At 53.7% G+C, this 24763-nt stretch carries 24 protein-coding genes; 19 read left to right on the forward strand and 5 right to left on the reverse strand.

Translation table 11 applies throughout. The annotated features are described in order from the left end of the window. Window positions 1–7: 7 nt before the first annotated feature. The 8 genes from E8D52_06625 to E8D52_06660 all read left to right on the forward strand — a co-directional run bounded on the left by E8D52_06625 (window position 8) and on the right by E8D52_06660 (window position 9693). A complete protein-coding gene (locus tag E8D52_06625) occupies window positions 8–1567 on the forward strand; it encodes an NADH-quinone oxidoreductase subunit M (protein ID TKB68666.1) in 1560 nt (519 codons plus the stop codon). A gap of 8 nt (window positions 1568–1575) precedes the next feature. Further along, window positions 1576–3285 (forward strand): NADH-quinone oxidoreductase subunit M, encoded by a 1710-nt coding sequence (locus E8D52_06630; GenBank protein TKB68667.1) that lies wholly within the window; start codon window positions 1576–1578, stop codon window positions 3283–3285. Continuing rightward, on the forward strand, window positions 3282–4778 hold the full coding sequence (locus tag E8D52_06635; protein ID TKB68668.1) for an NADH-quinone oxidoreductase subunit N: 1497 nt from the start codon (window positions 3282–3284) through the stop codon (window positions 4776–4778). The genes E8D52_06630 and E8D52_06635 overlap by 4 nt, the downstream gene beginning before the upstream one ends. A gap of 110 nt (window positions 4779–4888) precedes the next feature. Further along, entirely contained in the window at window positions 4889–6379 is a 1491-nt protein-coding gene (locus tag E8D52_06640) for a hypothetical protein (GenBank protein ID TKB68669.1), read from the forward strand. Next, window positions 6376–6831, forward strand: coding sequence for a response regulator (locus E8D52_06645; protein ID TKB68670.1), 456 nt, complete (start codon window positions 6376–6378; stop codon window positions 6829–6831). The genes E8D52_06640 and E8D52_06645 overlap by 4 nt, the downstream gene beginning before the upstream one ends. Further along, a complete protein-coding gene (locus tag E8D52_06650) occupies window positions 6794–8470 on the forward strand; it encodes a response regulator (protein ID TKB68671.1) in 1677 nt (558 codons plus the stop codon). Before E8D52_06645 ends, E8D52_06650 begins: the two co-directional genes overlap by 38 nt. 3 nt (window positions 8471–8473) lie before the next feature. Then, entirely contained in the window at window positions 8474–9376 is a 903-nt protein-coding gene (locus E8D52_06655; protein TKB68672.1) for a hypothetical protein, read from the forward strand. Beyond that, window positions 9376–9693 carry a hypothetical protein gene (locus tag E8D52_06660; GenBank protein TKB68673.1) on the forward strand — a complete coding sequence of 106 codons (318 nt, stop codon included), beginning with the start codon at window positions 9376–9378 and terminating at the stop codon, window positions 9691–9693. Before E8D52_06655 ends, E8D52_06660 begins: the two co-directional genes overlap by 1 nt. A 35-nt stretch (window positions 9694–9728) precedes the next feature. Here E8D52_06660 and pyrE read toward each other — a convergent pair whose 3' ends face one another. Genes pyrE through E8D52_06675 form a run of 3 tightly spaced genes read right to left on the reverse strand, consistent with a single transcriptional unit; the run spans window position 9729 to window position 11804 of the window. Then, window positions 9729–10325, reverse strand: a complete 597-nt coding sequence (pyrE, locus tag E8D52_06665) for an orotate phosphoribosyltransferase (GenBank protein TKB68674.1) — start codon at window positions 10323–10325, stop codon at window positions 9729–9731. 55 nt (window positions 10326–10380) lie between these two features. Further along, window positions 10381–10971: a hypothetical protein gene (locus E8D52_06670; protein TKB68675.1), complete on the reverse strand. Its 591-nt coding sequence runs from the start codon at window positions 10969–10971 to the stop codon at window positions 10381–10383. 23 nt (window positions 10972–10994) lie between these two features. After that, window positions 10995–11804 (reverse strand): methane monooxygenase/ammonia monooxygenase subunit C, encoded by an 810-nt coding sequence (locus E8D52_06675; GenBank protein TKB68676.1) that lies wholly within the window; start codon window positions 11802–11804, stop codon window positions 10995–10997. Window positions 11805–12370: 566 nt separating this feature from the next. On the opposite strand from E8D52_06675, the gene E8D52_06680 reads away from it, so the two are divergent. Next, a complete protein-coding gene (locus E8D52_06680) occupies window positions 12371–12853 on the forward strand; it encodes a DUF1566 domain-containing protein (GenBank protein ID TKB68677.1) in 483 nt (160 codons plus the stop codon). Between the two features lie 158 nt (window positions 12854–13011). On the opposite strand, the gene E8D52_06685 is transcribed toward E8D52_06680, so the two are convergent. After that, a complete protein-coding gene (locus E8D52_06685; protein ID TKB68678.1) occupies window positions 13012–13935 on the reverse strand; it encodes a cobalamin B12-binding domain-containing protein in 924 nt (307 codons plus the stop codon). Between the two features lie 130 nt (window positions 13936–14065). Here E8D52_06685 and E8D52_06690 point away from each other — a divergent pair, with 130 nt between their 5' ends. The 3 genes from E8D52_06690 (at window position 14066) to E8D52_06700 (ending at window position 16398) form a co-directional block, all read left to right on the forward strand. Next, complete coding sequence (locus E8D52_06690) at window positions 14066–14683, forward strand: cytochrome C (protein ID TKB68679.1); 618 nt, start codon at window positions 14066–14068, stop codon at window positions 14681–14683. Between the two features lie 111 nt (window positions 14684–14794). Continuing rightward, window positions 14795–15997, forward strand: a complete 1203-nt coding sequence (locus tag E8D52_06695; protein TKB68680.1) for a c-type cytochrome — start codon at window positions 14795–14797, stop codon at window positions 15995–15997. Window positions 15998–16017: 20 nt separating this feature from the next. Further along, window positions 16018–16398, forward strand: a complete 381-nt coding sequence (locus E8D52_06700) for a metal-binding protein SmbP (GenBank protein ID TKB68681.1) — start codon at window positions 16018–16020, stop codon at window positions 16396–16398. 64 nt (window positions 16399–16462) lie between these two features. On the opposite strand, the gene E8D52_06705 is transcribed toward E8D52_06700, so the two are convergent. Then, complete coding sequence (locus tag E8D52_06705; protein TKB68682.1) at window positions 16463–16918, reverse strand: DUF393 domain-containing protein; 456 nt, start codon at window positions 16916–16918, stop codon at window positions 16463–16465. A gap of 836 nt (window positions 16919–17754) precedes the next feature. On the opposite strand from E8D52_06705, the gene E8D52_06710 reads away from it, so the two are divergent. The 7 genes from E8D52_06710 to E8D52_06740 all read left to right on the forward strand — a co-directional run bounded on the left by E8D52_06710 (window position 17755) and on the right by E8D52_06740 (window position 24731). Continuing rightward, entirely contained in the window at window positions 17755–18234 is a 480-nt protein-coding gene (locus E8D52_06710) for a hypothetical protein (protein ID TKB68683.1), read from the forward strand. A 204-nt stretch (window positions 18235–18438) separates the two neighbouring features. Beyond that, entirely contained in the window at window positions 18439–19383 is a 945-nt protein-coding gene (locus E8D52_06715) for a formylglycine-generating enzyme family protein (GenBank protein TKB68684.1), read from the forward strand. 135 nt (window positions 19384–19518) lie between these two features. Continuing rightward, entirely contained in the window at window positions 19519–21003 is a 1485-nt protein-coding gene (locus E8D52_06720; protein ID TKB69427.1) for an SDR family oxidoreductase, read from the forward strand. 65 nt (window positions 21004–21068) lie between these two features. Next, complete coding sequence (locus E8D52_06725) at window positions 21069–22127, forward strand: formylglycine-generating enzyme family protein (protein ID TKB68685.1); 1059 nt, start codon at window positions 21069–21071, stop codon at window positions 22125–22127. Between the two features lie 52 nt (window positions 22128–22179). Continuing rightward, window positions 22180–22548 (forward strand): hypothetical protein, encoded by a 369-nt coding sequence (locus E8D52_06730; GenBank protein TKB68686.1) that lies wholly within the window; start codon window positions 22180–22182, stop codon window positions 22546–22548. Between the two features lie 41 nt (window positions 22549–22589). Then, entirely contained in the window at window positions 22590–23390 is an 801-nt protein-coding gene (locus tag E8D52_06735; protein ID TKB69428.1) for a formylglycine-generating enzyme family protein, read from the forward strand. 396 nt (window positions 23391–23786) lie between these two features. Continuing rightward, window positions 23787–24731: a TIGR01777 family protein gene (locus E8D52_06740; GenBank protein ID TKB68687.1), complete on the forward strand. Its 945-nt coding sequence runs from the start codon at window positions 23787–23789 to the stop codon at window positions 24729–24731. Window positions 24732–24763 lie beyond the last annotated feature (32 nt).

Consider the following 24763-nt stretch of genomic DNA (forward strand, 5'->3'; position numbering starts at 1 on the left):
GTCTTTCATGCTCGAAGAACTCACAGCCGGATTCCCGATTCTGTCCTGTATTCTCTTCCTCCCAGTTGCCGGTGCGGTTGTGCTCTGGCTGTTCGACGAAGAGGACATGGTCAGGACCTCAGCCCTCACGATTGCGCTGGTTGAGCTTGCGCTCTCTGTATTTGTCCTGCTGCGTTTCGTTCCGGAATCGGCTGCCATGCAGTTTACGGAACGTGTTCCATGGATTCCGGCCTTAGGCATTAGCTATCACCTGGCAGTCGATGGAATCAGCGTATTGTTCGTGGGGCTCACGGCTTTTCTGACTGTTCTGGTGGTGGTGTACTCGTGGGATACGATCCGGCATCAAGTCAAGCTGTACATGATGTGCCTGTTAGCGCTCGAGACAACGACGATGGGCGTGTTCGTGTCATTGGATTTGATTTTGTTCTTCGTGTTCTGGGAGCTGATGCTGATTCCCAGCTACTTTCTGATCAAACTGTGGGGGGGAGGGGCCGAGCGTCACTATGCCGCGCTGAAGTTCGTCCTGTATACGCTCTTGGGCAGTGTCTTCATGCTGGTCGGCATCGCGTTACTGGATATCAATTATCATCAGTGGGCATTGCTGCATTACACGGAGCAGACTTATTCGTTTGATCTGCTGGATCTCCTGAGGGTGCCGATTCCGGTCTCTCAGCAACTCGTCATCTTTTGGTTGATGTTCCTCGGCTTTGCGTTTAAAGCGCCAGTGTTTCCCTTTCACACTTGGCTGCCTGATGCGCTCTTGGAGGGGCCGATTGGAATGGCTGTCGTCTTGGCGGGTTTGAAACTGGGCACGTTCGGTTTCATTCGCTTCAGCATTCCGCTGCTCCCGGATGCATCAAAAAGCGAGACGGTCGTCATGGTTGTGGTCGGACTTGGGCTCTGCGCGATTCTTTATGGCGCGTGGATGGCTTTGGTCCAAGCCGATTTTCGACGCTTGCTGGCCTACAGTAGCGTCAGTCATCTTGGCTTTGTTGTCGTTGGGTTGTTTGCCTTGAATTATCAAGGTCTGCAAGGCAGCTTGCTCACAATGATCAATCTTGGATTCAGCACGGCGGGGCTCTTCTTTATCGCCGGATTCCTCTACTCTCGGCAACAGACGACAGAGTTATCGGCGTTCGGCGGGATGGCGAAGCAAGTGCCTCTGTTAGCGACCTTCTTTCTCATTATCGGGCTGGCGTCGATCGGACTTCCTGGCACCAACGGCTTTGTCGGCGAGTTCCTAATCTTGTTGGGGGCGTTCAAGGCCAAATGGTGGTTCGGTGCTGTCGCCGTTTTGGGGGTCATTTTTGGCGCCGCCTATTTTCTGTGGTACTACGAACGGTCGATGCTTGGACCGTTGGGTGCTGCGGTGAAGGGGACCATGAACGATCTGCAACCGCGCGAGAAGATCATTGCGGTGTCACTGTCCGTCATGATTCTTTGGATCGGTCTGTATCCGTCACCGTTCCTGCGAATCATGAATGGATCGATCCAAGCACTTGTTGATCGAGTCCAACAGGAGACGAAGGTGTCACTACAGGATAACCGAACTGGAAGAGGGTATTAGGTCACAAGATGGGAGAATACGCACTGCTCTATATCCTCTTTGCGCCGTTCGCAGGCGCCCTGGCATTGATTTTTATTTCTAATCGCCAACCTCTGCTGGTTCGAAGCGTCGCGGCGGGTGCGGCGTTTGTGTCGCTGCTTGCATCGCTCTATCTCTTTTATGCGTATGATCCGGTGAAAGGTGGGTTCCAGTTCGTCCAGAAATATGAGTGGTCGAAACAGCTTGGTATTTCACTCCACCTTGGGGTGGATGGGATTGGCACGCCTCTCGTGCTGGCCTCATCGATTTTGCTGTTTGCCGGCATCTTCGTGTCGTGGCATGTCAAGGACCGCGCGAAAGAGTTTTACATCTGGCTCCTTATCTTGGCCGCGGCCACGATCGGTGTGTTTATGTCTCTCGACCTATTCTTCCTCTATTTCTTCTACGAGATGTCCGTCATTCCGATGTATTTGTTGTTGGGGATGTGGGGAAGCCACACGAAGAAGTATTTGGAGATGACCGATTCTGAAGGTCTGAAGCTGCGGGACTCAGTTGGGTTTATCCTCAACTTTGGCTCCAACAGTAAAGAATATGCGGCGATGAAACTGGTGCTCTTTCTATCGGCGTTCGCCGTTGCCGCGCTGATGGGGATCTTACTCATCTACAAATACTCTGGCCTGAACACCTTCGACATTCTGGTGCTCCGTGAACAGGCTCATCTCATGAATATTCCGGTGCTCGGCACGACCTTGGACAAAATCATCTGGGTGTTGGTGTTTTTCGGTTTTGCCTCGATCGCTCCACTATGGCCGTTGCACTCGTGGTCTCCGGTCGGCCATGCGGCTGCGCCGGCTGCAACCAGCATGCTTCATGCGGGCGTGTTGATGAAGCTCGGGCATTTTTCCATTATTCGGGTGGCCTTCGAAATTCTCCCTGAAACGACCAGAGAACTGATGCCGATCGCCGCGGTCCTGTGCATGTTCAGCATTGTGTATGGCGGTTTGGTTGCGTTTTACGCCAAAGACACCAAATACGTGATCGGCTATTCCAGTTCCAGTCACATGGGCTATATATTCTTAGGCATGGCCGCGTTGAATTACATCAGTTTGAGTGGGGCCGTGATCTATATGTTTGCTCATGCGATGGCAACCGGCATGCTCTTCGCGATGGCTGGCTGGGTCTATGACCAAACACATACGAGGGATATCCAGTCGTTAGGTGGTCTGTCCAACAAGATGCCGTTCATCTCGGTGTGTTTTGTCGTAGGCTGTATGGCATCAATTGGGATGCCGGGCACGGTCAACTTTATTGCAGAAATCATGATCATTGTCGGAAGTTGGGAGAAATACCCGCTCCAAGTCATCGTGGCCATACTAGGGATTGTGTTGACCTTGGCCTACCTGTTCAAAATGATGCGAGGGCTTTTCTACGGTCCCATGAACCAAAAGTACAGTCATGCGCACGATGCGATCTCTGCGGTCGATCGTCTCCCTTTGTTGATCATGATCTCGATCAGTATTGGGTTCGGAATTTTCCCCATGCATTTGTATGATGTCGTTCGGTCCGGAGTCGATCCGTTAGTGGCGAGGATTACGCGCGTGGTTCCAGTTGCCCAAACCCATGAAGGGTCAGGGGTACGGAGTGAGGTGATAATCCCAGGAACAACTTCCACGGTTCCGGTCGTGGCCAGCAAGCTCCTACCGCTTCCGTCTCAGGTCTCGCGAGGAGAAGGCGAATGACGTTCTCGCTGAATTTGGCCTTCTCTGATCTTCTACTGTTATTGCCGGAGATCTTGTTAACCTGCTGGCTCTGCGTGGTTCTCATCGTTGATTTTTCCTTTCCGCGTGTACCTAAAGAGCGACTGGCCTATCTCAGTATCGCAGGTCTTGTCGTGACGCTTGGCTGTTTGGCATGGTTTGACATGAATCATGTTTCCGGCACGCTTTTCGGCAACATGTTTGTGCTGGATCGCATGGCGATCTTTTTCAAAATCGTTATCCTCGGAGCCACGATACTCGTCATCCTGGCGTCGATTGAGTACGTCAATCGCTTCACGCTTTTCCGGGGGGAATATTATTGCCTCGTCGTCATGTCGGCACTGGGCATGATGTTCATGGTGTCCGCCAATGATCTGCTGTCCGTCTTCGTCAGCCTGGAGTTTGCAACGCTTGGGTTCTACGTTCTGGTCTCGTATCTACGTGATGATTTGGCTTCGAACGAAGGAGGGCTCAAGTTTTTTATCCTAGGCGTCCTTGCCGCTGGCTTACTCGCCTACGGGATCAGCCTTGTCTACGGTGAAACCGGCAAGCTCGTGTTTTCGGACATGGCATCTGCCCAGCCAACGCCAGGCTTGATCATTGGGTTTCTGCTGATCTTTACTGCCCTGGGATTTAAGGTCGGTGCCGTTCCATTCCACTCGTGGATTCCCGATACCTACCATGGAGCTCCGACTCCCGTCACAACATTTTTGTCGATTGCTCCAAAGGCCGCAGCCTTTGCGATCTTGCTCCGCATTTTCCTGGTCGCCTTGGGAACATTTAAGCCGTTATGGGTGGTTCTCTTAGTGGCTGTGTCCATCCTCTCGATGACCTATGCCAATATTGTGGCAATTGCTCAACGTAATATTAAGCGACTGCTGGCGTATTCAGGTATCGCCCAAGTAGGGAATGTACTGATCGGTCTTGCAGCAGGCACCAAAATGGGAAACGATGCCATTTTGTTTTATCTTCTCGCGTACCTGTTTGCGAATATCGGGGCCTTTGCCGTCGTGATTGCGGTCAGCCAAGCGATTGGAACAGATGAGATTGAGGATTACCGAGGCCTCGGTAGACGGTCGCCGTTTCTGGCGTTCGCGATGTTGCTATTTCTCCTGTCCCTCGCCGGGGTGCCACCTCTCGCCGGGTTTATCGGCAAGCTCTATATTTTCGTGGCGGCTATCAAAGAAGGCCTCTATACATTGATCGCGGTCGGTCTGATCAATATCGTGATCTCCATGTACTATTACCTCATCGTCGTGAAACAGATGTATATCAATGAGCCGATCGATCCTTCTCCGATCGCGATTTCTGGTCCGATGAAGACGGTGATCTATGTCGGGCTAGCCGGAACGTTGGTGATCGGCATTTACCCGCAACCCTTCACCGACTGGGTCGTCTCCGCGACTCTTATGTTTGCCAATTTTGTCGGTCCTTCTGTGACGATCATTCCTCCTGGCGCTTCGCTGGGCGGGTAGTTTCTGCTTCCGCCTTACAAGAGTTCTGCTACAATTACCAGTGAGAGACGCGTTCACTGTCTGGCTTCTGTCCCATCGCCGAAGTCTCGTGATACAAGTCATCCTGATCGATGGAATCAGCTTCCAACCATCATTCACAGGCTCCTTCCTTAGCGACTGAGGCACCCGCGCCTTCATCCTCCGTTCCTGCCGGCTCATCCAGTCTGTACCGTGCTGCTATCGCGTGGTTTTACCGACTCACCATTGAGCAGCGGGTGTTAGCTGGCTTTAGCCTGGTGTTCGTGGGGATTCTTATCGTGAGCGCCGTATCCTATGGCAATATGAAGATCCTACTTGCGAACAGGGGATTGGATGGCCGCAGTCAGGAGCTCATCCAGGTCCTAAACAATATCGATGTGGCGATGAGTGAAGCAGAAGATACACACCGTCGTTATCTGGTGACGGGAGAGGCGTCGTATCTGGAAGCGTATAAGCAGGTTGTGAAGCAGAAGCCGACATTCACCACGTATCTTAATGACTTGATCCGTGAATCACCGGAGCAGCAACAACGGGCAGGACTTCTCGATCGGATGATGGACCGGCAACTGAACGCTGAATCAAAAGCTATCGCCCAGTTTCAGGAGGGTGGCTTCCGAGCCGTTAAGAAAATGGCCTTTGAAGGGGCCGGAAAACATGAGCTTAGCGTGATTCACAAAATTATTGGGGAAATGGATGTGTATGAGCGACAGGCAGTAAGTCGGCGTATCGTGGAATCATCCGCCGGGACCAAAGCTACCATCGTACTCCTGGGCATCGGTGCATTGCTGCAGCTGGTTCTGCTGGCATGGGTCCACTATCTCATTCGTCATGACCTCACGGAACGGCGACGTGTGGCCGGGGAACTCCAACGGCGAGGAGAGCTCTTGGAGGCTGCAAACAAGGAGTTGGAGGCGTTCAGCTATTCCGTTTCCCACGACCTCCGAGCTCCGCTGCGACACATTGACGGCTATGCCGCACTCTTACGGAAAGCGGTTGAGCAGTCTCTCAACGACAAGGCTGCTCGCTATTTGCAGACGATCTCCGACTCTGCCAAACAGATGGGACAGCTGATCGACGACTTGTTGGTGTTCTCTCGTATGGGTCGGCAAGAAATGCTTGATACCGCTGTCAATCTGGATCAGTTGATCAAGAGCATCCTTTCCGATCTCCGCGTGGACTTGCAAGGACGGGAGATATCATGGACAATCGCTCTACTGCCTGAAGTACAGGGTGATCCGGCCATGCTCCGACAAGTCTTTATGAACTTGATCGCAAACGCTGTGAAGTTCACGAGCACCAGGCCGATGGCGACGATTGAGATTGGTGCGGAGCGTCCCAGCTCTACCGAGATCGTTCTTTTCGTCCGTGACAATGGTGTGGGATTCGACATGCAGTACGCCTCCAAATTGTTTGGAGTATTTCAGAGACTGCACCGAGTCGATGAGTTTGAAGGAACCGGTATTGGGCTCGCCAACGTTCGTCGGATTATTCATCGCCATGGGGGACGGACCTGGGCCGAAGGTGTGCCTGATAAGGGAGCGACGTTCTACGTTCTGCTTCCGACAAGGAGGCATGACTCATGACTGCGGCCAAGCCGATTCTACTTGCCGAGGATAACCCGAGAGACGCCGAACTGGCCTTGGCTGCCATGGAGGCAGAGCATATCTCCGAGAAAGTCGTGCTGTGCCATGACGGCGCTGAAGTGTTGGACTACTTATATTGTCGCGGACAATTCAAGTCACGACTGAAAGGGAATCCAGCTGTTGTATTCCTTGACCTCAAAATGCCAAAAGTGAACGGCCTGGAGGTCTTGCGTACCATCAAGGCGGACGTCAATCTTCGTCCGATTCCTGTTGTGATGCTCACATCGTCGCGAGAAGAACGTGACCTAGCCGAGAGCTATGCCTTGGGGGCCAACGCCTACGTCGTCAAACCTGTGGAGTTTCACAAGTTCTTGTCCGCGGTCAAAGAGCTAGGAACTTTCTGGGGTGTCATTAATGAACCCCCTCCTGAAAATTGCCGTTCCACCCACTGACCTTACCATGACGACTGCGCTGAGAATCCTGCATCTAGAGGCGAACCCACAGGATGGAGATCGCATCGAGGCCCTGTTGTGTGAGGGAGGGCTGTCGTGTGCGCTGCGACGGGTAGAAACTCACCGCGCCTTTACTTCCGCTCTGAACGATGGCCAGGTGGACCTCATCTTGGCTGCGTTCTCCATTCATGGGTTTGATGAGGGAGGTGCTCTAGCGGTGGCTCAGCAGGCAGCTCCTGACGTGCCGTTTATCTTCATCTCGGCAGCAGATGCTGAGACGCGGTGTATCGAGCACATGCATCGTGGTGCGACGGATTGCATTTCCAAAGAAGGATTAGGTCGACTGGTCCCATCGGTGCGCCGTGTCCTGCGTGAGCGAGAAGCACGAGCGGCACGAACGCAAGCAGAGGATGCACTGGGACAAAGCGAGATGCAACTTCGTCAGCTCCAGAAACTCGAGGCCGTCGGCCGTTTGACGGGAGGTCTGGCACATGATTTCAACAACTTACTGATGGTTATCATGGGACAGAGTCAGGTGCTGCTCAGTGAAATGGGTTTGGATCACCCGCTGAGGCATAGGGTGGAAGAAATGCAGAAGGCGGGTGAGCGCGCGAGGGTGCTCATCCGGCAGTTGCTCAGCTTCAGCAGAAAGCAACTTTCCGGATCGAAAGTTCTGAGCTTGAACACCATGCTCAGTAACTGTGAGAGCATGCTTCGGAGGTTGATAGGAGCGGATATTCAACTGATGTTGAGGTTGAGTGTAGACGATCTCCGAATCAAGGCTGATCCTATTTTTGTCGAGCAGATTCTGATGAATCTGGTCGTCAACGCACGAGATGCGATGCCGACCGGCGGGAAGCTGATGATTGAGACTACATCGGTCGATCTCGACTACGCGCCGAAGTATCACGCCAATCCGATCGGACAAGGAGAGTATGTAAAGATATCGGTGTCTGACACAGGCTGCGGAATGTCTCCTGAGGTACAGACGCAGATCTTCAAGCCGTTTTTCACGACCAAGGAAGAAGGAAAAGGAACCGGACTTGGGCTATCGACCGTGTTCGGCATCGTGACCGAGAGTGGCGGAGGGTTGGATGTGATCAGCGAGATAGGAGAGGGGACGCGTTTTGAGGTCTACCTCCCGCGTGCGATTAGCGAGATTGAGGTGCCAGCAGAGGAGAACGTACCGGTGCAGTCGCTCGAGGGCCATGAAACCATTCTCCTTGTTGAGGATGAGGAGGAGGTTCGTGTACTGATCCGAGATGAGCTTCGGAAGTTCGGCTATCGCATCGTCGAAGCAAGAAACGGTATAGAGGCGTGTCTGGTGGCCACGCCGCATATTGGGAAGCTCAACCTATTGCTTACGGATATCGTGATGCCGAGGATGAGTGGGACTGAACTGGCGAGGCATCTTCGCGTGATTAAACCGGAATTGAAGCTGCTCTTCATATCGGGGTATACGGATGATGTTGGTATCGGGGCCGGCGACCCGGCGAGTGCCTTTCTACAGAAGCCGTTTACACCGGAAGCATTGGCAAGTTCCGTACGTGAGTTGTTGGATATGAAGCTGACAACGCGGACAAGGGGCGATCAGCAGCCTGAGGCGAGTGAACAGTCCCAGAGCGTCACTCGCTCCTGAACTATGAGCTGTTGTGACCTGCCTCCTTGCTCCAACTGGATGTCCGTAGGGGCCGTCATGAACAGATCCTGGTGGTGTGAAGGAACCCAGCATGCCGTGCGCATCCTCTTCCTGAGCGTTGTTCTACTGCCAAACTTGTGTCCAGCTCAAGATATTTTGTGGGAGCGCCTATCTGACGGTCTCATGGTGTCGGTGTGGAAGCCAGGCGATGTGTGTCCTACTGTGCCGACCATGCTAGTTGTTGACATGGATCCGGAACGTACAAAGTTCTCCGTTCATCATTACGCCCAAGAAGCGCTTTCAGAGCCGCCCAGGATCGACGAATGGCAGAAACGAACGGGCCATCATGTGCTATTCAATGCCGGGTTGTTCCGGGAAAACTTTGCGTATCTCGGTCTTCTCTATAAGGACGGGCGCCCGTTAGGAAGCCGGCGCCACACCTCATGGCAGGGATTGTTTGTTGCAGAACCGATCGCCTTGGGGTTGAAGAAGGCGCGGATTCTTGATCTGACCGCAGAGCGTTTCGATGAAGAACAACCGGGCTACCGTGAAGCAGCACAGGCGTTAATGCTGTTGGATCTGACCGGCAAGATCCGTGTCCGCGAGGGTGGGAAACATGCCTATCAGACGATTGTCGCGGAGACGAAAGCCGGACACATTCTTCTCTTGAAGAGCCTTGGAGCCGTTCGCTTATACGATATCGCTCAGTGTTTCAAAGATGCGCTTCCCGCTGTGCGTCAAGCGATGGCAATGGATGGTGGGTCGTCCTCAGACGTCAGAATTTTAGGATCATTGTGGGAAAAAGACTTCCTGGTACCAGATCATGCTTCCTGGAAGAGTTTGTTCGGGGGAAGCACGGGCAGTCATATCCCGTTGCCGACCGTGATTGGGGCCAGTCCCAGGTAATGACTACATCTTGGCTAACAACCATTCTGGTAGCAGCGTGCCTAGCCGTTGGAGGCTGTGCCGATGGCGCAAAGATTGTTCAGCAACACGACACAGGCGGAGTTGTCATCTATCCATTCAAAGAGGGACAGGGGCCGATGCTCTCGTCATTCCGCCAGGAGGCCCTCGACCTCATGAAAGGGAAATGCGGTGGTAGTTCTTACAGCATCGTTCGCGAGGGAGAAGCCAAAGGGCGCACTCGAGTCGTGAGTCCCCTTGATGGGGCGCAAGAACTCGTAGAGGAGCGGCGTTGGGGGATTCAGTTTGAGTGCAAATGAAAGTGAGAGGGAAGGCACAATCTACGCGGATGGCACTAGCGATTCTTCATCGTGGTCATGAGATCCTGAATGGTTAAGAGACTGATCAGCTGAATCGTTTCTATTTCTACCCGTGCTCTTCCCGCCTGCTCTTGGCGGTCCACAATCACTAATGCATGATCCACCCTAAGCCCAGCTTCCCGAGCGACCGCCACTGCTTTCAACAAGGACCCACCGCTTGTGAGTACATCATCCACGATCAGTGCTCGATCGCCGGGGCGAATACTACCTTCGATCAATTTCCCTAGCCCATGGTCTTTGGGTTGCTTGCGCACTACAAATGTCCGCCAGAGGCGTTGACGCGAAGCAGCGCAGGCGAAATCTGAAACAGTCATGGCGATTGGGATAGCTCCGAGTTCGAGGCCGCCCAGACAATCGAATTCAATGTCAGTGAGCGCTTCATAGGCCAGCTGGGCGACCAGACGACGCGCTTCTGGGTGCGCCATAAGGGCTCGACAATCGACATAGAAAGGACTGACCTCGCCAGAGGCGAGCTTGAATCCCTTGTCACGATCCCATTTAAACGACTGCGTATCGTGAAACGCTTGCGCCAGTTGCTCCCGAACAGTCCCCATGAATTCTCCCCTGTGCATTAATCAAATGGTGGGGACATTTTACACTGAGTGACCTGAATGGGAACATACCTTTTCACGCCTTTCCGATTGAAACTGCTTCGGAAAACCTCCGGACCTGTTCAGCTAACGTGTTGGCGACTGAGTCGAGATCAAATGGCCAGGCGTAACGCAGATCGACCTCGGGATATTGTGGCCGCAACTGATCGAGGATTTCGGGAATCTCGACTTCCGAATGTGACCCACCTGGCGTGAACATGGTCGTCGTCACGGTAATGTGAGTTGCCCCTTGCTTGATCAATAACTCGACTGATTCCTCCAATGTCGGTGCACAGAACTCATTGTAGGCCACGGCAAAGAGAGTGCCATTGAGTTGCGCTCGAAGTCGTGCTGCGACTTGTTCGAGACCTGCTTGGTAGGGGTCCGTTTCTGCTGTTCTGGGCCACTGCCTGACCTTAGCGTCTAATTCAAGTTCTTCCGCTGAAGGCGGAAGCTTCGCCGCCCGGCGTTGGCCTTCTAATCGTTTCAGTTTTGTGATGAGTTCTGAAGGGCATCCCTTGGGAATGCCACCGTGTCCCACCAAAATGACTCCATGCTGATAAGTCGCCATGAATCCTCCTATGCATAGTTCGGCCCGGAACTCCCTGATTGGAATTCCGGGCCGCATCCTCACGCCGCTACTGCGATCGACTAGTAGACCGACTTCGCCCCCGGGCCGACCTGGCTGGGGAACGGATCCAGAATGGCCTTGGGCGCGTTGTTCCAGATCACATCCGCCAGATTCGACATCCGGCTCACGATCTGCGCCGCAACTCCACCGGCCGCTCCGAACAGCCCGCACCACCCCAACGTCACAAAGCCCCAATGCAACGGCGCCGCAAACAGCTCATCCACAAACCAGAACGCATGGCCCCACTCATTGAGGCCCACGTTCGGGAGAATCATCATCGGCCCCACCACCGCCGCCACCAACGGGAACGACGTGGCTTGGCTGTACAGTGGCAACCGGGTCTGCGCATACAGATAACTCGACACGCCGCACGTGATGTACAACGGGAACGTCCCGTAGAACGCCACAATGTGGCTCGCCGTAAAGCTCGTGTCCCGGATGATCACTTGATGCCACGCGGCATCCTGCTCTAACGTGTAGCTGCCCGCGTAGTACACGCCCCAGATGTAGCAGGCCAACCAGCCCATCCAGTGAAAGTACCGCTTCAGCTCGAGCTTCGGGTCCAGGTTCGCCAGATTCCGATCCCGCGTCACCCAGATCCACCCGATCGACGTGGCAAAGAACACGGCGTTGGCCAGAATGTTAAACCGCCACAGCCCCATCCACACTGATTCGAACTCTGGCGTCATGGAGTCGAGACCGTGCGAGTACCCAAACGTTCGCTGGTACACCACCCAAAACACGCCAATTGCCAACATCCCAAACCAGCCGAGCTTCGCCGACTTTGTGTCGTACCACTGCGAGATATCATACCCTCTATCGCTGGCCATAATGTGTCCCTCCCTCAACTATATAAATCTCAGAGACTGCGCTCTCCTACTATTTCACTACAGTGATTTCTAGAGAAAAACGCCTTCTCCTTCCTCTCACGCATATATAATTTATACTCATCAAGATACTCTTTTCAACTCAATTACCCCCACCACTCTCATGCGAGACTAACTCTAGTATGCTCATCTTTCCATTTTTCATTATATCCTATTGATACTATTGGCATAATACAGATTATTCATCTGGCAATATTAATGGTTAGCACGTAAGACCTACATCTAAAATTGCTACCGATTTAGCATTCTTGGTAAAGGATAGAGGTGAGAATTCATTACTGGTGATTAAAACCCCATCTCCTGGTTGATCCATTTTCATGGATATCCTCAAGCTCGATGAGCTCAACATTGATACACCCTCATCCATAGAGTAGGATGAACGCGTTTTCTCATTTTTCAAATAGTTGACGATTTGGAGTGACGCAGTGCTAGCTAATAATAAGTGGGTGCGCCAATTGCTGTTCCTGGTCCTCATTGGGGGAGCTTGCCTAGTGGGTTCCCAATTCATAATGCGCCCGGCTGTCCAAAAGGACGCGCTCATCGCCGATATCATCAAGAACTGGCAAGAGGCACATCCGGCGGCTGAACGTTTCGTGATCTTGCCGGACTTCAACAACAATGCGGTTCTCGATAAGGATACAAACCTCATCTGGGAGCTCTCCCCAATGCCAACGTCCGTGACATGGAACGAAGCCCGCACTACATGTGTACCCCGAGTGACCGGTGGTCAAAAAGGCTGGCGCCTACCGGCACCCTCCGAAATGCGTAGCCTCGTGGGGCCGGCAGTGGACTCTCCGATACCTAATATCCCCCCAGGGCATCCATTCTTGAACATCCAGCCAACATCCTATTGGACAGTAGTCCCCGAAGAGAATCAGCCTTCCTATGCGCGATATGTAGATGCATTCCTCGGTAACGTTCTGAGTTTCATCAAGATCTACACCTATCCAGTCTGGTGCGTGCGTGGACCGATCAAATCCGATGACCATTGAGCTGAGCAGTCACGTTGCGGTAGAACTCCAACAAGTCTTGCTCACAGCGTAGCTCATTCACCTCACCCACTTCCCCAGTGCCACACATTTTCCAAAACCCTCTCCCAGTGTGACTCCATTGAAAACAACGATCCGCATCGCAGGGATATGAATTGACGTTACTGATACACGCGCTGGCGCATCGAAAGAAGAATCATCAGGCGGCTGTGTAGTGCAGGGAGATCATCGAGCAGTTCAACTTTGGTCTCACGAAGAAGGTCTCCGAACGCGCGAGCACCCTGCCCACCGACGGCCAGAGGCCATCGCGTAGCCAGTTGTTCAAACCCCTTCAGTTGTTGGAGCATAGCCTCCTCAGACTTCGCTTCAGTGAGAGAGAGAAGCACGAGATCGGGACTGATCTTGTCGCAGAAAGTCATGAGGTCTGACATGGGCAAGTTAGGGCCTAAGTAATAGACTTGGCAACCTCTCGTCGCTGCGATATACGCCACGGCTTGGGCGCCGATTTCATGCGTTTCACCTTCTGGACAAGCGATCAATACACGCGGACCGAATTCATTCACCGGAAGCTGGCTCATCACAGAAAACAACTTCTGCTGGATGAGCTTCGTCACGTAATGTTCGATGGCTGTACCAAGACGGCCTTCGTGCCACTCTTCCCCAATTCGTCGTTGTAGTGGGAGTAAAATCCGCTGGACAGCTTCTTCGAACGGAATGACGGCCACTGCACCGTTGAGCTTCCGCTCGAACCCCGCCTTATCGATCGGGGCAAGCAATCCCATCAAATCATCCAATAGATGTTCATGTGGCTTCTGTTCCTCTGCGACGAACGGAGTTGCGAGACGCATACGTGCGATCACTGCAACACGTCCCTCTGTGGCGAGACCACCGATTGTTGCGCCTTGTTCCATCTGGGCCTTCACAAAGCGAAGAAGTGCCACATCCTCATCACTGTACTCGCGATAGCGATTCGAACTTCTCGAAGGTGTGACAAGCCCATACCGCCTCTCCCACACACGAATGACGTCCTTCGACAGTCCAGTTAATTTCGCAACTCTATGAATTCTATGTTTATTCATAAACATTCTTTAATTATATTAAAATGTCCAATGTTTGTCAAAATTACTTCACGAACACTATTGACACATTGGACATGTTCAATTATACATTAGACATACAAGATACAAACATTGAACATTCGTCAGGAGGATCATCATGAAAGGGAGGTTCAGGCAATACTTGAGTGTGTCGGGTGGGGCCCTGCTTCTTGGTGTCGTTCTTATGGTCGGAGCAATCGCCGTGGTCTTCGGCGGCGAGCATGCCCTCTCGAGGACTGAGTTCTGCGTGAGCTGCCATTCCCAGACATATCCCTATGAGGAGCTGAAAAAGTCCTCACACTATGGCGCGCTAGGGGCCGATCCAGGCTGTAAGGATTGCCACGTCCCCCAGGGCTTAGGGAACTTCCATCTGGCTTTATGGACACACACCTATGACGGGATCCGGGCGGTGCTCGCAGAGATCAAATATGACTACTCAACGATCGAGAAATTTAACGAGCGCCGGCCAATCATGGCCCACTACGCTCGCATGTCTCTAAAAAACTGGGACAGCGTCACTTGCCGGGAGTGCCACAAGAATACTAAGCCACCTGGCGCATCAGCGAAGGCCGCACACAAGAAGATGGAAACCGAGGGCGCCACCTGCATTGACTGCCATCAGAATCTGGTCCACAAGAAAGTCCCGGAGAGCGATCTCAATGCAAGTTTGGCGCAGGGCATCATGGTCTTGAAGGAAGTAAAAAAAGAAACAGAAGACAAGGATGAGAAGGACTAGTCTATCCCTCGTGACCCGTCCTAATCCAAAGTCAACATGGCGTTGTCATCCAATTGATAGTAAAACACTACCAGATGTCCAATAAGTTGAGGTAGCAATAGGAGGTCGCGCATGAGTGGGAGGATGATAGCGCAATGCATCATGGTCTTGGTATCGAGCCTGACTCTCTCAGGAGGGATCGCCGGTTCGGCAGAACTCATGCCGTTGGATCCAGTGCCAGCCGCTTATGCCAACAACAAAATGCCAGCCGGTTGGTGGACGGATCCAAAAATCATTGAGGAGGGAAAAAAGATCTATGTCGGTGAAGCCGACCCGCTTGTCTCCTGTACTGGTTGCCATGGCGAGGACGGTGAACCAGTAAGAAGTGGGGAGGGGGTTCGTAGCCTGAAACATACTAAACGCTTCTCAGACAGCTATTGGTTCTGGCGGGTGGCGGAAGGGATTCCAAAGACGCCAATGATGCCATACAAATCGCTCCTCTCAGAAGACCAGATCTGGCAAGTTGTCGCATTCATGCATACCTTCTCGCATGGAGGAAAACCTGTCGAACACAAAGATTATACGGGGTACAAGCGACCGGAGAAGATCAAGCCCAAGAATGTGGGGCCGATGGTCCTCGTGCCCGCCGGGGAATTTACGATGGGGAACAATGAAGGTGGTGACGATGAAAAGCCCGAGCACAAGGTCTTTCTCAATGCTTATTATATCGATGTCTATGAAGTAACGGTCGGGCAATATGCGAAGTTTCTTGACTTTACCAGTATATTCCCACCGCCGAAGTGGACGACTATGAACGAGCCGCCTCATCAGAACCGACCGGTTGTCAATGTCGATTGGGCGGATGCGAACAACTATTGCAAGTGGGCCGGCAAGCGCCTGCCGACCGAAGCCGAATGGGAGAAGGCGGCACGGGGAACAGATGGGCGCATCTATCCCTGGGGTAACGATCCACCCGATCCACTCCGCGCCAATTATGGGAAAGAGAAGGAGAAGTGGAACAAACATGATGCGCTGGCGCCGGTGGGGCAATTGAAAGCCGGCAAGAGCCCCTATGGGATCTATGATCTGGCGGGAAATGTCTGGGAATGGGTGAACGACTGGTATGACCAAGACTATTATGCGACCAGCCCATCGCAAAACCCGCCAGGACCAAAAAGCGGCAAATACAAGGTGATGCGGGGCGGCTCGTGGGACTTTGCTCCCGAGAGCCTGCGATCAGCTCGCCGGGACTTTAACATACCGTCGACCACCGACTACGACTCGCCGGCGTATCGGAACTTCAACAGTGGGTTCCGCTGTGCGAAGAGTCCGTAGGGGAACAAGGAGGCCTACCAATGACACGATCTAACACCCAAATCGCTCTAACGCTGACCGGAGTTCTCGCCACGCTCCTCACCACTGGCATGCCACTCCAGTCGGCATTCGGTGAAGGTGGTGCGCGACGTGATGTCGTACGGCAAGAACAGCAAAACGTCAAAGATGCCATCAACCACGCGGCGGAAGCAGTGGAACACGGCCAACAAGGTCATGCCGAGAAGCTTGTGACCCATGCCGAAGCCTCGCTGCAGCATGTAGTTAGAGGAGGGGAAAACCCGCATTTGGCAGAAGCGATGACCAATCTGAAAGCAGCGATTGAGCATGGTAAAGCTGGTCATGCTGACGTGGCTACGAAACATGCCGAAACTGCCGTCACCCACCTCTCTCAAGTCAAGTAACGGATGAACACCTCTCACGAAAGATGGCTTGTACGAGTGGGCAGGGGAAGATGACTCTGCCCGCTCACTCACTGTGCGGACGTGAAAGAGCAGATTTGCATGCACTTTCCGCACAGGTATGCGAGCGACCGGTGAGCCTCAAGCGGTTCCGTGCAAACCAGGCATAGGCCCTCACGACAAGTGGCTCGACTAAAGAAAGACGACTGAGTCTCGCCAAGAATCCCAGGCCAACTGCCTCCCACATAGCTCGAAATACCTCGACGCCGGTGATCACAGTCCCGTTGACCCAACGAGCATGAATGATTCTCCCAAGTTCAGCGGGAGAGATATTTATAGATGTTGGGTCATAGTCCGGCCGTGAGAAGTCGCAAAATACCAGTAGCCGTCGCTTATCCAACCGTCTCATGAGGGCGATTTCTCGATCGCAAATCGGACAGGCTCCATCAAAGAATACGGTGAGCGGGTAGGATGCCATATGATCGACCTCTCCTCGTAATCCGCGAGATATGGTTTGCCTCATGAATCGATCCAACCTGTGATCCAACTCAGCAAAGTTCTCCAGCACCCGAGCACATATTCTTCATACGGTAGTTGATCAATAACTCACGCCTGGCGAGCACGCCATCTTTCTCTCCGCAGTTTCGGTATCCATTCACTCCCCTAGTCAGTTTCATAAGACCAACTCGACGTCCACAGGCTTGAATGACATATCTGGATAGGCCCACGAGCTTCGTAACTATATATTTTATTTAAATATTTCATTTTATAAATCTATTCTATTTTTATGTCCATTGTTTGTCAACTCTTTTTAATGATAACACTTGACACCTTGGACATTATGCTTTATACATTAGACATACTTTTGACATACACTGAGCCTCATTCAATGGAGGTCGCCATGGCAAGCGCGAAACAAAGAACGAGAGTCGGTGAACTTGGAAGTAAATCAGACTTCTCTCCAACACTGCGTCCATCAAGCTGCTGCAGATGTGGCGGTCTTATGGTGAAGGAAATCTCTATGGACCTGTGGAATAGCATGAGCGAATTAGAATGCGTCACAAGACGATGCGTGCAGTGCGGTGACATCATCGATGCCGTCATTTTACGTAATCGTTGCGTTCATCAAGAGCCAACGACCATCCAACATCCAAGACAATCTTTAGGGCGCGCGGGCTCAATCGAGAGATGATCACTATGGAACGGTCTCTGTTAGGACACTATGCGACGATACATTTTGAATTGACTCATTCCCCTACTCCGACAAATCAGAATCGTCCTGTTGTTCCAAGCAGACTTTCGGCTGGGCACCCACGCATGGAGTATTAATTTTACCGTTTAAACCACAGGGAGGGCGTGATGAAGAACAACATGTATGTACGAAATAGGTTACTGGTTGCTCTAGTTATGGGGGCCATCGTGATAGCGGTGATGAGCTTCGATGGGCGATCCGTTGTCCAGGCTATGGATAAGGGTGAGATGCACATCGATATTACAATCACGGACCTGGGGTACAGCGTAAAAGGCCACACAATGCCCGATCAATTGACATCAATCACGTTCCGCAACAATGGCACCATCCCCCATGGGATCACTTCCCCGGCGTTCACGAAGGGAGTCATCAAGAAGGAGGGCGATGGTGTGGAGGTGAGAGACTCACAGGGCAAAGGATACAAGGCCTATCATCTTGAACCTGGGAAGGTCATGACTATGCACTTCTCTAAAGTATCTACTCCGGAAGGGGAAACGACGCAGGTACCCTTCTGGTGTGATGTTCACACCCACATGAAGGGGGAATTTTTGGTTGTGGAGACGAGGGGTGAGCTCGGCGGTGGCTGAGGACCGTTCAGCTGCCACGGCCAAAGTCTTCTCGACAGTTCGTGCAACGGTTGATCACCCGGACCATAGGAGAAGAAGCCGAGGCGTACTTCATACTGAAATTGGCCGGAGAAATAGTCCAACATTTGAATTAGTTGGGAAAATCAGAATTGCATTTTTGCTGTACCAGGGCGGTCCTGGTGTTCCAAACCAAGGAGGTCTCTTATGCGGAGTGTAATGGCGTTTTCGGTGGGATTGGGGGTGACGGTGATGGTAGGAGCCGTCTCAGTCGCCACAGCGGGGGACATGGTGCTCATCCCAAAGGGAGAATTTACCATGGGTAGTAGCGAGCATTCGGATGAGGCCCAGCACCAGGTTGTGCTTGATGCCTATCTGATCGACAAGTTCGAAGCCTCGAATGCACGCTACAAGGAGTTTATGAAGGCAACCAGTCACCCGGCACCGGCCTATTGGGACGACCCAAGGCTCAGTAAGCCTACCCATCCAGTTGTCGGTGTGAGCTGGACTGATGCCAATGCGTTCTGCAAGTGGGATGGCAAACGGCTTCCGACGGAAGCGGAGTGGGAGCGAGCGGCTAAGGGTCCACAGGGCGACAACCACTACCCATGGGGACACATGCTGGATCCCAAGAAGGCCAACTATGGGCAGAACGTGGGCCGCACCGCGCCAGTCGATTCCTACCCAGATGGAGTAAGCGGGTTTGGCGTCTACAACATGGCCGGCAACGTCTTCGAATGGGTCGAGGATTGGTATGACCTCAACTACTACAAGACCAGTCCAGCAATGAATCCCCGCGGCGCCGAAAAGGGGTACAACTTCGCCAATCAAGGACCGGTGAAAGTGCTCCGTGGTGGGTCCTGGCTTGCGCCGGAAACCTCTCTCCATACGAGTCACCGATTCTGGAATCAGCCTGATAATAATTCATACGGAGTCGGTCTTGGATTTCGTTGCGCAAAGTCTGTACAGACGGTTTCGGACGAAGCCGTACAAACAGGACGTGACGCCTTTATTCAGGCGCTAGTCGCCATGGGTGCCGAAAAGAATGCGGATGCCATGGCTGCCATTGAGAAAGCATTGGCCTCGGATCCGGGAAACCAGGAGTACCTAGCAACCCGTGAACTGATCCAGAAGGGTATGAAGAAGAAGTAGTCGAAGCCTGGGAGGGGGGTTATCGCCCCCTCCCCTGGTCCAAGTCGTGATGAGAGGTCTGAAGTGAATAAGTCTGACACCACTGGTCCAAGTACATCGACGGCGAACCCAGCAGCAACCCCAGGCACCTCCCTCATGCTTCTCACTGGCGCGAGCGGGTACATTGGCGGCCGTCTTCTGCCGTCGTTAGAAAATCAGGGCTACCGCCTGCGCTGCCTGGCCAGGCGCCCAGAGATTCTTAAGCCGAAGGTCAGTCCATCAACGGAAGTTGTGGCGGGTGACGTCCTTGATCGAGCAAGTCTCGACAACGCGTTCTGCGGGGTCGACGTGGCCTACTACATGGTCCATTCCATGAGTTCGACTGGCTCGTTTGAGGAGACGGACCGGCAGGCGGCGCGGAACTTTAGTGAAGCGGCCAAGGCAGCTGGTGTGAAGGGACTCATCTATGTGGGAGGCTTGGGCAGCGACGAAGAAGAACTCTCGGCACACTTGCGCAGTCGGCACGAGGTCGGTGACATCTTGAGGCAGTCGGGCCTACCGGTCTGTGAGTTTCGGGCATCCGCCGTGATTGGCTCCGGCAGTGCCTCGTTTGAGCTGGTTCGAGCGCTGGTCGAACGATTGCCGATCATGCTCACACCGAGATGGGTCAAAGGGAAGGCGCAGCCGATCGGAATCGACGACTTGTTGGACTATCTGATTGAAGCGCTTCAGATTCCTCTCTCCCAATACCGTATCTATGAAGTCGGCGGGGCAGACAAAGTCTCCTACGCGGATATGATGCGGGCATACGGGCGGCAACGCGGGCTTAAGCCGCTCATCATCCCAGTGCCGGTCCTCACCCCCTGGCTGTCTGCTCTGTGGTTGGGGTTGATCACACCGCTCTACGCTCGCATCGGTCGAGCGATTATTGAGAGCATCGTCCATGTCACGGTGGTACGGGACAATGCTGCGCTGACAACCTTCTCTGTACGTCCGATGGGAATCGATGAAGCGATGCACCGAGCCCTTGTCCGTGAGGAGCGACATTTCTCCGAAACGCGCTGGTCCGATGCGCTCTCTTCATCCGGCAGGCTGCCGTCGTGGGGAGGCGTCCGGTTCGGCACGCGCATCGTCGATTCACGAACGTTGACCGTCGAAGCGCCACCAGAAGCCGTCTTCAGGTCCATTGAGAGAATCGGAGGTAACCATGGTTGGTACGCCTGCAACTGGCTGTGGCGGGTGCGCGGCTTCATCGACCTCATTCAAGGGGGTGTCGGCATGGGACGGGGACGGCCCTCTTCCACGACCCTCCGCGTCGGCGACACGGTCGACTCATTTCGCGTCGAAGCGATCGAGCCGAATCAGCGCCTGCGGCTTAAGTCCGAGATGAATTTGCCTGGGCGGGCATGGCTGGAGTTTGAGGTGACGGAGGCCGGCTCTTCAACACAGATACGGCAGACGGCGATCTTTGATCCGGTGGGACTGAAAGGCCAGCTATACTGGTATTCCCTCTACGTGCCGCATGAGTTTGTGTTCAATGGGATGTTACGGGGAATCGCGCAAGCCGCGTTGCGAGAAATGAGGGACCTCGATACGTCGAAAATGCCAAATGGGCAGACGGCAACGCAGCACCACCGCTGAACCGGGCACACCGAAAGAGGCGGGACTGCTTGTATGGACAAACCAATTTGTGATGGAGGTCTGCGATGCATACAGCAAGAATCATTGTGATCGCGGCGCTGGCAACCGCATTCATAACAGTGAACCCGGCAGCCCGTGCGGAAGATCCCTTGCTACCAAAGGACATGGTGTATATCGGGCAGGGAGGATCGGTGATGGGGCTCGACCGGGAGGAGCCCGTAAACACGAGCAAGAAGCCCACGCTTTACGAACAGCGGATGAAGACACCTTGGTCTGCAGAAGCACTGAACGACGAAAGTCCGGCTCATATGGTGTTCTTGGATCCATACTTCATTGATAAGTACGAAGTATCGAACAAAGACTATGGTGAATTCATCAAGGCAAAAAGTCACCCAGCTCCGGCCTACTGGGACGATCCCCGTTTAAATAAGTCTCAACTGCCCGTCGTCGGGGTGAATTGGGAGGACGCCAGAGCCTTCTGCGACTATCGAGGCAAACGGCTGCCGACTGAAGCAGAGTGGGAAAAGGCCGCTCGAGGTCCAGATGGTAATCTCTATCCCTGGGGCAACGCTTTTGATCCAACGAAAGTCAATTATGGGAAAAAGCACGATGCCACCATGCCCGTTGACTCATACCCAGAAGGAGCCAGCTATTACGGCCTACACCACATGTCCGGCAATGTCTTCGAGTGGGTCTCAGACTGGTATGACCCGCGCTACTATGGACGGCTTGAAACGAGCCTGAATCCAAGCGGCCCGGCTCGACCCTTATGGATGGGAGGAACCGGGACGTACGTGGATCGTCTGACCGTCGGCGAGAAGCGCGTTATTCGCGGTGGGTCTTGGATCGCACCGGAGGGCACAGCGAGGGCGACCCACCGGTTCTGGAATCATCCACTCAATAACAGCTACGGCGTGGGTCTGGGATTCCGCTGCGCGAAGGCTGCCCCACCAGAAATCGACCAGCGAATCAAAGACGCCGCCATCTTGACCTACGTCGAAATGGGACGAGAGCGCTTTGCGGAAGCTCAGCAGACCCTTGCTCCAGCACTGGCCCTTGACCCAAAGAATAGGGAGCTCCTGGATCTTCGACAATTGATCGAACAATCGATGAAGCGACCGTGAAGGAAGATTTCACGCGACTTGTACATGATTTGATCGTGACGGAGGCGAACCAATGATACTCAAGAAGATTCTTTATCGAGGGATTGTCCTCATCGCCCTACTCGGAGCCTCATCCCTCCACGCTGGGCCCATCGATTCACCCGGACACGCGCATCAGGATAAGGCCCAGCTGGTCCATAAGGCTAATCATGAAGTGGACCAGGCATGGGAGGTCTACCATCGGGCAGCATTGGGGGGAACAGTCGCCTCGCCTGCCCTTCAGGCGGAAATCGAGCAGCACCTGCACGAAGCCAGAACCCTCGTGACCCAGGCACAAGAAGCAGCTGACCGAGGAGACAAGCGTCAGGTTGAAGCGCTCATCAAGCAAGTAAGACTCCATACCACCCAAGCCATCAAGGGTAGCAAGGAGCAGAAGAAATGATCACTGGTCTGTGGCAGAGATCAACTCAGCTCAAGAGAATGATGATGGCGGTTGTCACAGCTCTGGCGCTGATGCAATTGCTCAGCCTGGAAGCATTCGCTGGAGCGAAAGAGCTTGACCCGGTGCCGATGGTCACGATTCCGGCCGGGGACTTTCTGATGGGCAATCCAGAAGGAAAAGGCCGTGATGATGAGCGACCTCAGCGATCCGTCTACCTCGACGAGTTTGCGATCGATCAAGTCGAAGTGACGAATGAACGGTATATGGCCTTTGTGAAATCCGTTGGCCATCGCACACCACCCAATCCCTATGGCACCGGGCCTCTCCAATCCATTAAAGGCATTGAGCAACTACCGGTGGTCCAGACAACTTGGTACGACGCGAAGGCCTATTGTAGTTGGGCGAAGAAACGGCTGCCGACGGAAGCAGAATGGGAAAAGGCTGCTCGCGGGACTGACGGCCGCCTCTACCCCTGGGGGAATGAACCACCCACGGCGAAGCGAGCAAACATTGATCGAGAGTGGGAGGATGAGCGTACCCTGCATGCGGTCGGATCGCTTCCCGATGGAGATTCACCCTACGGAGTGAAGGATATGGCCGGAAACGTCAGGGAGTGGGTCTCCGACTGGTACGACGCGGACTACTATCAACATGCGCCCAATCGGAATCCGCAAGGTCCGGACAAAAAGGGAGTGGTTCGGTCGATTCGTGGTGGGTCCTGGCATAGTCCAGCGTCCGATATCACCACATCGGCGCGCGGTCGTGGCGGGTTCGCCTTGCAGACCCATGGTACAGGCTTTCGATGTGTCCGTGGTGTCGAGGAAGCGATCCAGAAGAAGTAACCGGTTGTAGTGAACGTGCGAGATAAGACGATGGCAACGACAAGAGTTCGGAGGCTGGCTTATTGGTTTTGTAGAGGTGACGCCGAAACTCCGCACGGCGTCGCCCGCTAAGGCAGACAGGTCTCCTCTTCATGAGGAGCCTGTCTCCTTGGCGAACAGTATAATCAACATACGGGCAGGTAGTTCCAGACTCGGATGAGAAGGAGGAACGATATGGATATGAGCTTCGTATTTTTAGCTGCGATGGGATTCCTGACTTCTGTGGGGGTGGCCGGACTCTTCCAGACTGTTACCGCTGTTGTTAGGCGGCGGACCAACGGAAAACCGACCCGAAGGTAAGACACTATCGGCTTGCCAGGCGTATCAGTCGGCCTGTCGATAGCTCTTTCAGGAGTTATGTCTATGAACATCGTCGTAGCTGGAGGAACAGGGTTCATTGGTCAAGCGCTGTGCGCAACGCTCTTATACGGTGGCCACAGAGTCAGTCTCCTGACAAGACATGCAGGACAGGTTCTGCACCGACCTGACGCACGTGTGAACGTGGCGGAATGGAATGCGCGTGACATGGGCCCCTGGGAGGAGCTCCTTGAAGGAGCCGATGCCGTCGTTAATCTAGCCGGGGCACCGATAGCCGACGGACGCTGGACCGATGAGCGCAAGCGACTCCTTACCGAAAGCCGAGTCCTCACTACCCGCTTACTAGTCAGAGCGCTGTCCCGCCGGTCATCGAAACCCCCGGTGTTTATCAGTGCCTCTGGCATCGGCTATTACGGCGCCAGCGATGACCGCCAATTGGATGAAGGCGCGGCTCGTGGCACCGGATTTCTCGCTGACCTTTGTCTTGCCTGGGAGGCGGAAGCGATGAGCGCCGCAGAATTTGGGACCCGCGTGGTCCTCTTGCGAACCGGCATGGTCCTCGAGGCAGACGGTGGTGCGTTGGGCAAAATGTTATTGCCGTTCAGGCTGTTTGCAGGCGGCCCGATTATGCCGGGAACCCAGTGGGTCTCATGGATTCATCGGAGTGACCACATCGGTCTGATCCAATGGGCCCTCACCACGACCGCAGTTTGCGGTCCGATCAATGCCGTAGCCCCAGAGCCTGTGAGGATGAACACGTTCTGTGACGTTCTCGGTCAAGCGATGCACCGACCGTCGTGGCTTCCCGTTCCAGGCATTGCATTGAATATGCTGCTGGGAGAGTTGGGGACATTGATGACAACCGGCCAACGAGTGATTCCGAAGAAAGCGATGGCAAGAGGCTATGTGTTTCGTTACCCGACGCTCGAATCCGCTTTGCGAGCCGTGCTCAAGAAACCGATCGCCGCAGAGCCTATGACATGATCGACATCCGAGAATCATCGCGCAGTCGCGGC

The sequence above is a fragment of the Nitrospira sp. genome (assembly GCA_005116745.1).
GTDB lineage: Bacteria > Nitrospirota > Nitrospiria > Nitrospirales > Nitrospiraceae > Nitrospira_D.

What these genes read in the sequence shown, in the direction of transcription:
- E8D52_06720 (TKB69427.1), top strand. Translation starts at nt 19,519, where the DNA reads ATGCTTCTCACTGGCGCGAGCGGGTACATTGGCGGCCGTCTTCTGCCG.
- E8D52_06710 (TKB68683.1), top strand. Translation starts at nt 17,755, where the DNA reads ATGAAGAACAACATGTATGTACGAAATAGGTTACTGGTTGCTCTAGTT.
- E8D52_06695 (TKB68680.1), top strand. Translation starts at nt 14,795, where the DNA reads ATGAGTGGGAGGATGATAGCGCAATGCATCATGGTCTTGGTATCGAGC.
- pyrE (TKB68674.1), bottom strand. Translation starts at nt 10,325, where the DNA reads ATGCACAGGGGAGAATTCATGGGGACTGTTCGGGAGCAACTGGCGCAA.
- E8D52_06645 (TKB68670.1), top strand. Translation starts at nt 6,376, where the DNA reads ATGACTGCGGCCAAGCCGATTCTACTTGCCGAGGATAACCCGAGAGAC.
- E8D52_06660 (TKB68673.1), top strand. Translation starts at nt 9,376, where the DNA reads ATGACTACATCTTGGCTAACAACCATTCTGGTAGCAGCGTGCCTAGCC.
- E8D52_06740 (TKB68687.1), top strand. Translation starts at nt 23,787, where the DNA reads ATGTCTATGAACATCGTCGTAGCTGGAGGAACAGGGTTCATTGGTCAA.
- E8D52_06630 (TKB68667.1), top strand. Translation starts at nt 1,576, where the DNA reads ATGGGAGAATACGCACTGCTCTATATCCTCTTTGCGCCGTTCGCAGGC.
- E8D52_06680 (TKB68677.1), top strand. Translation starts at nt 12,371, where the DNA reads ATGCGCCCGGCTGTCCAAAAGGACGCGCTCATCGCCGATATCATCAAG.
- E8D52_06690 (TKB68679.1), top strand. Translation starts at nt 14,066, where the DNA reads ATGAAAGGGAGGTTCAGGCAATACTTGAGTGTGTCGGGTGGGGCCCTG.
- E8D52_06715 (TKB68684.1), top strand. Translation starts at nt 18,439, where the DNA reads ATGCGGAGTGTAATGGCGTTTTCGGTGGGATTGGGGGTGACGGTGATG.
- E8D52_06735 (TKB69428.1), top strand. Translation starts at nt 22,590, where the DNA reads ATGATGGCGGTTGTCACAGCTCTGGCGCTGATGCAATTGCTCAGCCTG.
- E8D52_06705 (TKB68682.1), bottom strand. Translation starts at nt 16,918, where the DNA reads ATGAGGCAAACCATATCTCGCGGATTACGAGGAGAGGTCGATCATATG.
- E8D52_06635 (TKB68668.1), top strand. Translation starts at nt 3,282, where the DNA reads ATGACGTTCTCGCTGAATTTGGCCTTCTCTGATCTTCTACTGTTATTG.
- E8D52_06655 (TKB68672.1), top strand. Translation starts at nt 8,474, where the DNA reads ATGAGCTGTTGTGACCTGCCTCCTTGCTCCAACTGGATGTCCGTAGGG.
- E8D52_06730 (TKB68686.1), top strand. Translation starts at nt 22,180, where the DNA reads ATGATACTCAAGAAGATTCTTTATCGAGGGATTGTCCTCATCGCCCTA.
- E8D52_06670 (TKB68675.1), bottom strand. Translation starts at nt 10,971, where the DNA reads ATGCGGCCCGGAATTCCAATCAGGGAGTTCCGGGCCGAACTATGCATA.
- E8D52_06625 (TKB68666.1), top strand. Translation starts at nt 8, where the DNA reads ATGCTCGAAGAACTCACAGCCGGATTCCCGATTCTGTCCTGTATTCTC.
- E8D52_06675 (TKB68676.1), bottom strand. Translation starts at nt 11,804, where the DNA reads ATGGCCAGCGATAGAGGGTATGATATCTCGCAGTGGTACGACACAAAG.
- E8D52_06700 (TKB68681.1), top strand. Translation starts at nt 16,018, where the DNA reads ATGACACGATCTAACACCCAAATCGCTCTAACGCTGACCGGAGTTCTC.
- E8D52_06640 (TKB68669.1), top strand. Translation starts at nt 4,889, where the DNA reads ATGGAATCAGCTTCCAACCATCATTCACAGGCTCCTTCCTTAGCGACT.
- E8D52_06650 (TKB68671.1), top strand. Translation starts at nt 6,794, where the DNA reads ATGAACCCCCTCCTGAAAATTGCCGTTCCACCCACTGACCTTACCATG.
- E8D52_06725 (TKB68685.1), top strand. Translation starts at nt 21,069, where the DNA reads ATGCATACAGCAAGAATCATTGTGATCGCGGCGCTGGCAACCGCATTC.
- E8D52_06685 (TKB68678.1), bottom strand. Translation starts at nt 13,935, where the DNA reads ATGTTTATGAATAAACATAGAATTCATAGAGTTGCGAAATTAACTGGA.